At 66.1% G+C, this 6,261-nt stretch carries 6 protein-coding genes; 1 reads left to right on the top strand and 5 read right to left on the bottom strand.

The window, feature by feature from the left end:
- The 4 genes from A5779_RS11195 to A5779_RS11180 form a co-directional block, all read right to left on the bottom strand.
- A partial coding sequence (locus tag A5779_RS11195; protein ID WP_236734736.1) for an ABC transporter substrate-binding protein occupies positions 1 to 797 on the bottom strand: 797 nt, incomplete at its 3' end.
- A 26-nt stretch (positions 798 to 823) separates the two neighbouring features.
- Complete coding sequence (locus tag A5779_RS11190) at positions 824 to 1,582, bottom strand: ABC transporter ATP-binding protein (RefSeq protein WP_064881761.1); 759 nt, start codon at positions 1,580 to 1,582, stop codon at positions 824 to 826.
- A 1-nt stretch (position 1,583) separates the two neighbouring features.
- The gene (locus A5779_RS11185; protein ID WP_064881759.1) at positions 1,584 to 2,423 is read right to left on the bottom strand and encodes an ABC transporter permease; all 840 of its coding nucleotides are present in this window, start codon (positions 2,421 to 2,423) and stop codon (positions 1,584 to 1,586) included.
- On the bottom strand, positions 2,420 to 3,745 hold the full coding sequence (locus tag A5779_RS11180; protein WP_064881757.1) for an aryl-sulfate sulfotransferase: 1,326 nt from the start codon (positions 3,743 to 3,745) through the stop codon (positions 2,420 to 2,422). The genes A5779_RS11185 and A5779_RS11180 overlap by 4 nt, the downstream gene beginning before the upstream one ends.
- Before the next feature lie 187 nt (positions 3,746 to 3,932).
- On the opposite strand from A5779_RS11180, the gene A5779_RS11175 reads away from it, so the two are divergent.
- Positions 3,933 to 4,910 carry a LacI family DNA-binding transcriptional regulator gene (locus tag A5779_RS11175; protein WP_064881780.1) on the top strand — a complete coding sequence of 326 codons (978 nt, stop codon included), beginning with the start codon at positions 3,933 to 3,935 and terminating at the stop codon, positions 4,908 to 4,910.
- Here the strand turns inward: A5779_RS11175 and A5779_RS11170 are convergent.
- A complete protein-coding gene (locus tag A5779_RS11170) occupies positions 4,907 to 6,229 on the bottom strand; it encodes a DUF445 domain-containing protein (protein ID WP_064881755.1) in 1,323 nt (440 codons plus the stop codon). The two genes, A5779_RS11175 and A5779_RS11170, sit on opposite strands and share 4 nt — an antisense overlap.
- Positions 6,230 to 6,261: the final 32 nt, after the last annotated feature.

The following is a 6,261-nucleotide window of genomic DNA, read 5'->3' as shown; positions in this document are numbered from 1 at the left end:
ATGCGGTGTCGATCTTCCAGCCCTACCAGGCGCAGACCATCAAGGCACTCGGCGACGACGCGGTGGCACTGAGCGGCGGAACCTACAACCAGCACAGCCTGTTCATCGCGACCGAATCCGCCGTCGCAACCAAGGGCAAAGCGATCGCCGCCTTCCTCACTGCCCTCGATGACGCAGGTGCCGCTCAGTGCCACCGCGTCGTCGCCGAGTGCCTTGATGGTCTGCGCCTGGTAGGGCTGGAAGATCGACACCGCATCGACATTGCGCTGGGTGGCGGCGGTGACGATCGCCGACGGTGCGACCTGCACCAGCTCAGCCTTGAGGTTGTTCTGCGCCAGGGCATTCGACACGTAGTAGGCGGCGCTGGTACCCAGCGGAGTGCCGATCGACTTGCCGGCCAGATCCGCGACGGTGTTGATGCCCGCGCTGCGCCGGGCGACGATCCGCGAGCCCTCCCAACGGGATCCGTCGGCGATCACCCGCAGCGTGGGTGTGCGGGTCAGCGCCGCCGAGGTGGGCACGTCCGCCGCGGTGGTGATGTCGACCTGACCGGCGGCCGCGGCCTGCAGTGCTTCGACACCGGATTGGAAGTTCACCACCTTGACGTCGACGTTGTGCTTGCCGAACAGGTCGGTGCCGGCGGCGACGGGGACCTGCGCCCAGGACGGGTCGACGACGAACCCGACGGTGAGTTGATCGGCGTTCGCGGTGCCCGAGTCGGTGCAGGCGGTGCCTGTCGCAGCGAGGGCGGCAGCGGCGACTGTTGCGGCGACGATGCGCCGGAAAGGAGTCTTCACGTTATGGGTTCCTTTGTGGGTGGATGTCAGTGCACGGCGTGGTCGATGCCGAGCTGGTGGTGCAGGGTCTTGCGGATCTCGCTGTAGCCGGGCTGGTCTGCCAGCGCATCGGCCGGGCGGGGGCGGCTGAGCGGATTGGTGATCTGATCGGCGATCTGCCCGTCGCGCAGCACGCTGACGGTGTCCCCCAGCCGGATCGCCTCGTCGATGTCGTGCGTGACGAACACGACCGTGCGGTTCAGCCGCGTCCATAGATCGATCAGCAGATCCTGCATGCGCAGCCGGGTCAGTGCGTCGAGCGCCGCGAACGGTTCGTCCATCAGCATGACGGACGGCTCCCCGGCCAGCACGCGGGCGATGCTGACCCGTTGTCGCATCCCACCGGACAGCTCACCGGGGCGCTGCGCGGCCACTTCGTCACGCAGACCTACCAACTCGAGCAACTCGTGAATGGTGTCCCGGCGCTGCGATTTCGGCAAACGTCGGGCCGCCAGGGCGAAGTCAATGTTGTCCGCGACCGTCATCCACGGGAACAGCACGTCGCGCTGGAAGGCGACGCCCCGGCGAGGATGCGGCGCGGTGACCGTCTCACCATTGTCGGTCACCGCGCCCGAGGTTGCGGTGATGAGGCCGGCAAGACAGTGCAGCAGAGTCGATTTGCCGCTGCCGGAGGCGCCGACGAGAACCGAGAAGGAGCCGTCCGGAATGGTCAGCGAAATGCCCTTCAGGGTCGGCTCCTGCTTGCCGGGGAACCTCACCACGAGGTCGTGGGTCTGCATGGACATCTCAGCGCTCCTCTTGGGCCCAACGGGTGAACGGGGACGTGACCGAGGCGACCAACAGGTCACACAGGGCGCCGATGATGCCCAGGATGATCAGGCAGAAGATCAGCCGATCGGCCTGGGAGAACAACTGCGCCTGAGAGATCCGATATCCGATACCTGATGTGGTGCCGGTCATCTCGGCCACCACGATGAGCACGAATGCCATCGCGGCACCTACCCGTAGTCCCGACGCGATGTCGGGGGCCGCCTCGGGCAGCACCACTCGCGACAGGGTCTGCCAACGGCCGGCCCCCAGGCAGCGGGCGGCCTTCAGATAGTCGACCGGAGTGCTCGCCAACCCGGAGTGGCTGTTGATCCACACCGGGACGAACACTCCGAGCGCGATGACCAGGAGCTTGCTGTTCTCGCCCAGCCCGAACCACAGGATCGCCAGTGGGACGAGACCGATCGTGGGGATCGGCGAGAACACCCGCAGCACCGGTTGCAGCAGATTGCGGCCGGCCGTTGTCGTCGCGGTGAGTATGGCGACGATGATGCCGATACCGGCACCGAGGGCGAAACCGACTGCTGCCCTTTGCAGGCTGGCGAGGATGTCGTCGGCCAGCAGCCCCTCGGTCCACAGGGTGTGACCGGCGGCGAGGATCTCGGGCACGCTCGGGAACAGCTGTCGCGGGAACCGCCCGGTCGCCACGATCAACGACCACAGGGCCGCGGCGATCCCCAGTCCGGTGAGCGTCCAGCCGAGGACACCGAGCCGGGCGAACGCCGACCGCGGCCGGGCCGGAGCCGGGTGCAGTGGCGGGTTCGATGCCTTGCCCAGGACGGCCAAACCGGCTGTCATGGACGGACTTCCGGGTCTGGCCGGACGGCCCTCAGCGGTTCGCGCGGGGTGTCCGCAGGCACCCAGTCGAACGGTACGGCCTGCGACCGGTACACCAGCGCCGTACGGGTCAGGCGGTCGACCCCGGGCACCCTGGTCTGCTTGACCTCGGGCTCACCGGCCACCCCGTAGCCCTGATAAGGGCTGTGGTACTCCCATGCCACGTCACCGTCCGGGGTGACCTGGAACAACCGTCCCTGCATCCCTTCGGTGATCAGGGTGTTGCCGTTGGGCAGGCGCTGCGCATTGCTCACGAATGAACTGAAGAAGGTCCACGACGGCAGCCCCGAGTCCTCGGCGGTGTACTGCCACACGATTTCCCTGGTGGCAGGGTCGATTTCGAGTACCCGGGAACCCGCGTAGATGCCCAGGGGAGCGGCCGGGTAACCGGCGCCGCCCTGGTTGTCGAACACCAGGATGTTGCCCGCCCCGGGCAGGCCCGCGGCGATCATGTGGGGGTTGTGCTGGCCGGACGTCTGATCGACCGGACGCGGCACCTTGTGCACGTTGATGCGCTGATGCTGGGCGCCGAACTCGGTGTCGTAATAGGGTCCGAGCTTCCAGGCGATCGCGCCGGAGGCCTTGTCGATCAGCGCGATGATGTTGGCCTTGCGGAAGCTGATCAGGATGTTGTCGGGGTGGAACACGGAATCGGAATCGTCGACATGCCACCGGTTGGGCCTGAGGGTCTTGGCGCTGTTCATCTCCAGATAACCCCATGGATCGTCGGGATCGCGAGCCACGGCCTGGCGCAACGCATCCCAACCTGCCTCGGAGAATCCGAACTCATCGAGGTGGTCGCCGGCAAGCCACTGCCAGACGATCTCACCCTCGGGCGTCACTTCGTAGAGCCCCTGATCTCCGACGGTGTGGTCCCCGAGACCGGGCACCACTCGAGGAACGGTCGTGAGGATCAGGCGATTGCCGTTGGGGAGCAGCTCCCAGTCGTGGTTCTGGCGGGCCGCTCCGCCAGGGGCCTGGTTGCCCCACTCCCAGACGGTCTCGCCTTCCCAGTCCAGTTGGCCGACGGTGCCGTTCGCGTAGATGCCACCGCGGGCGTCGTCGCTGTCGGACAGTTGCACCCCGACGTCGCCCAAACGCCCACCGTTGAGGGCCGGATCCACGATGCGCGGTGGCACACCGGCATACGGCCATTCGTGCACCACGGTGCCGTTGAGGTCGATCAGTCGGGTGGCCCCGTCGGCGCCGGTGAACAGGACGTAGCTGTCGTAGGCGAGTTCGGGGTCGAGATAGGTGACTCCGGTGAGTCGTACGAATGCCATGTCAGTTACTCCACCAACGACCGGTTACAACCACGGGTCCTCCTCGTTACGGTTCTAATCGATTAGCGTAGGCAGGCGAATTGTGGGCGTAACCGTCACAATCGAGGTGATTCAAACTCTTTCGAGCGGTCACCGACGAGCGGAGGCTCCAGCCGTTGTGAGTGGTAAACGTCCGACCCTGGCCGACGTGGCCAACCGCGCAGGCACCTCGACGGCGGTGGTGAGCTACGTCCTCAACGACGGGCCGCGTCCGGTGTCAGAGTTTCTGCGGGCCAAGGTGCTTCGTGCGATCGACGACCTGAACTATCGGCCGGACGGGCGTGCCCGCGCGTTGCGTCGGGCGCGACGCTGGCGGCAGATCGGACTGCTGGTTCCCGACCTCACGTTGCCTCTGTTCGGTGAATTCGTGGGGCGCATCGAAGTGGAAGCCCGGACGCGCGATCACCTGACCCTGATCGGCAACACCGGATACGACCCCGAGCGTGAGCTCGAGTTCGCCACCGCGTTCGCCGAGGTCGGCGTCGACGGGCTGCTGGTGGTCGGAGCGGCAAACGCCCCACGCACAGCGAATCTTTGTCGGCGAGAACACATTCCCGTGGTGTGGATGCACAACATCAGGGGCGCGGTCGAGGCGGACATCGTGGGAATCGATCACGTCCATGCCGGCGAACTCATCGCCCGGCACCTGTTCGACGTTCACGATTGTCGCGACGTCGCTTTCGTCGGCGGTTTCACCGAAGCCGATGTGTGCCACGGCGACCGGGAGACCGTGCAGCAGCGATTCGAAGGCGTCGCCTCCGTCGTCGGCCAGGACCTACCGATCATCCGCACGGATCTCACCCCGTCCGGCGCCTACGGTGCGGTGAGCGCGTTTCTGCGCGGTGACGCACGGGCGCCGCAGGCGTTCGTCGTCGGGACCTACGGCCAGACCTCCGCCACGATCCGTGCGGTCGCGGATGCGGGCCTGCGGATCCCCGACGACATCCGGGTGGTCGGGTTCGACGGCAGCGCTGCCGATTACGGACGACCGCGGCTCACCACCGTGCAGCAACCGGTCGACGCGCTGGCCCATCAGGCTCTCGGCCGGTTACTGGGCGATTCCCCGCTCGCCGACGATGGTTTCGTACCGATGCTGAAGGTCGGGGAGACCTGCGGCTGTGTCTAGTGGTGCAGGACGGTCCGCACGAGATCCGGCAGCGCACCGACCGACTCGGGGTCGTGCCCGAAGTGCTCGATGACCTGCACCTGGATCTCGCCGACCACACCGCCCAGGACGGCGCCGACGGCGATCATGGTCGGCTCGTCGTCCTTGAACACGGGCCGCAGAATCGACTCGTACTCCTCATTGGTGAGCTGACCCATCTTGTCGATGATGGTCTGTTCGAGATCGAGGGCGCCCATGGCGTAGTCCTGCGCGTCGACCAATGTCGTGGGGAGGCGTTCCAGCACCATCTGCACCAGGTTGTCCTTGAACGCGTTGTAGCGCTGCGTGCCGACCGCGAACTTGACCAGCGGTGTGGCGATGCCGGTCTGCGCGTCGATGGCCGCCTCGACCTCCTTGCCGACGAGTGAGAACAGTTTGTCGGCACCCGGACCACGCAGCACGCCGTCGAACAGGATCTCAGGGGAGAACAGGTCCTCGGCCAGGATCCGCGCGTAGTCCTTGGTGATGATGTCGCGCTGAGCGTGCAGCAACCCCTGGAAGGGGATGAAGCCGAGATACTTCGTCGGGTGGACGGGCCGGAACAACATGTTGAGTGCGATGTAATCGCTGATGAAGCCGACGCCGAAACCGAATGCCGGCATGATCCACGGGTTCTGGAACAGCGCCCAGGCCACCATCTGGACCACGCCGATCACCAGGCCGAAGTAGATGCCGCTGCGCCGGACAAACGCCATGGCGTTGTCGCCGAGCCCGCGCATCAGCTTGTTCAGCTTGTCCTTGTTGCGGACGAGCGTCGTGACGGCCAGGAACTGGATGTCGACGAACCGGTTGAGGTCCGCCCGCATCTCGTTGAGCATCTTCTCCACGACCTTGGGGGTCTGGTCGTGGATGCGGGCCTGGATCGCGTTGCGCGCCGCATCGGGCAGCGAGTCCCACAGCCCGGGGCGGATCTGCTCGGCGAGGTCGCGGGAGATCTCGTCGACCACCTGGGTCAGCGGCTCGCGCAGCGCGTTGACGGCTTCCTTCGCGTCGACCCTTTCGAGCAGTTCCTCCGGCTTGAGGAGGTTCTGGGTGAGTAGCTCGATGGTCTTCGAGCCCACCTTGCCTGCCCGGCGCGGCACGATGCCCTGCCAGCCGAACGGGCCGATGCCCTTGAACTCCATCGGCCGGTAGATCATCTCCAGCGCGACGATCTTGGTGCTCCAGCCGACAAACGCAGCGACGAACGGCATGGACAGATAGATCAGCCAGTTGACACTGAAATCGGCCTTGATCTCCTGCCACGTCTGGACGGCGAGGATCGTCTCCGTTGTGTTCATGCGCGATCCGCCTTCGGCTTCTCGCTGGCGTT

It is taken from the genome of Mycolicibacterium peregrinum, assembly GCF_001665625.1.
Taxonomy (GTDB): Bacteria; Actinomycetota; Actinomycetes; order Mycobacteriales; family Mycobacteriaceae; genus Mycobacterium; species Mycobacterium peregrinum_B.
Note: the sequence above shows the minus strand (reverse complement) of the source record. Positions and strands in the feature narration are given on the sequence as shown.

What these genes read in the sequence shown, in the direction of transcription:
- A5779_RS11190 (WP_064881761.1), bottom strand. Translation starts at nt 1,582, where the DNA reads ATGTCCATGCAGACCCACGACCTCGTGGTGAGGTTCCCCGGCAAGCAG.
- A5779_RS11185 (WP_064881759.1), bottom strand. Translation starts at nt 2,423, where the DNA reads ATGACAGCCGGTTTGGCCGTCCTGGGCAAGGCATCGAACCCGCCACTG.
- A5779_RS11180 (WP_064881757.1), bottom strand. Translation starts at nt 3,745, where the DNA reads ATGGCATTCGTACGACTCACCGGAGTCACCTATCTCGACCCCGAACTC.
- A5779_RS11170 (WP_064881755.1), bottom strand. Translation starts at nt 6,229, where the DNA reads ATGAACACAACGGAGACGATCCTCGCCGTCCAGACGTGGCAGGAGATC.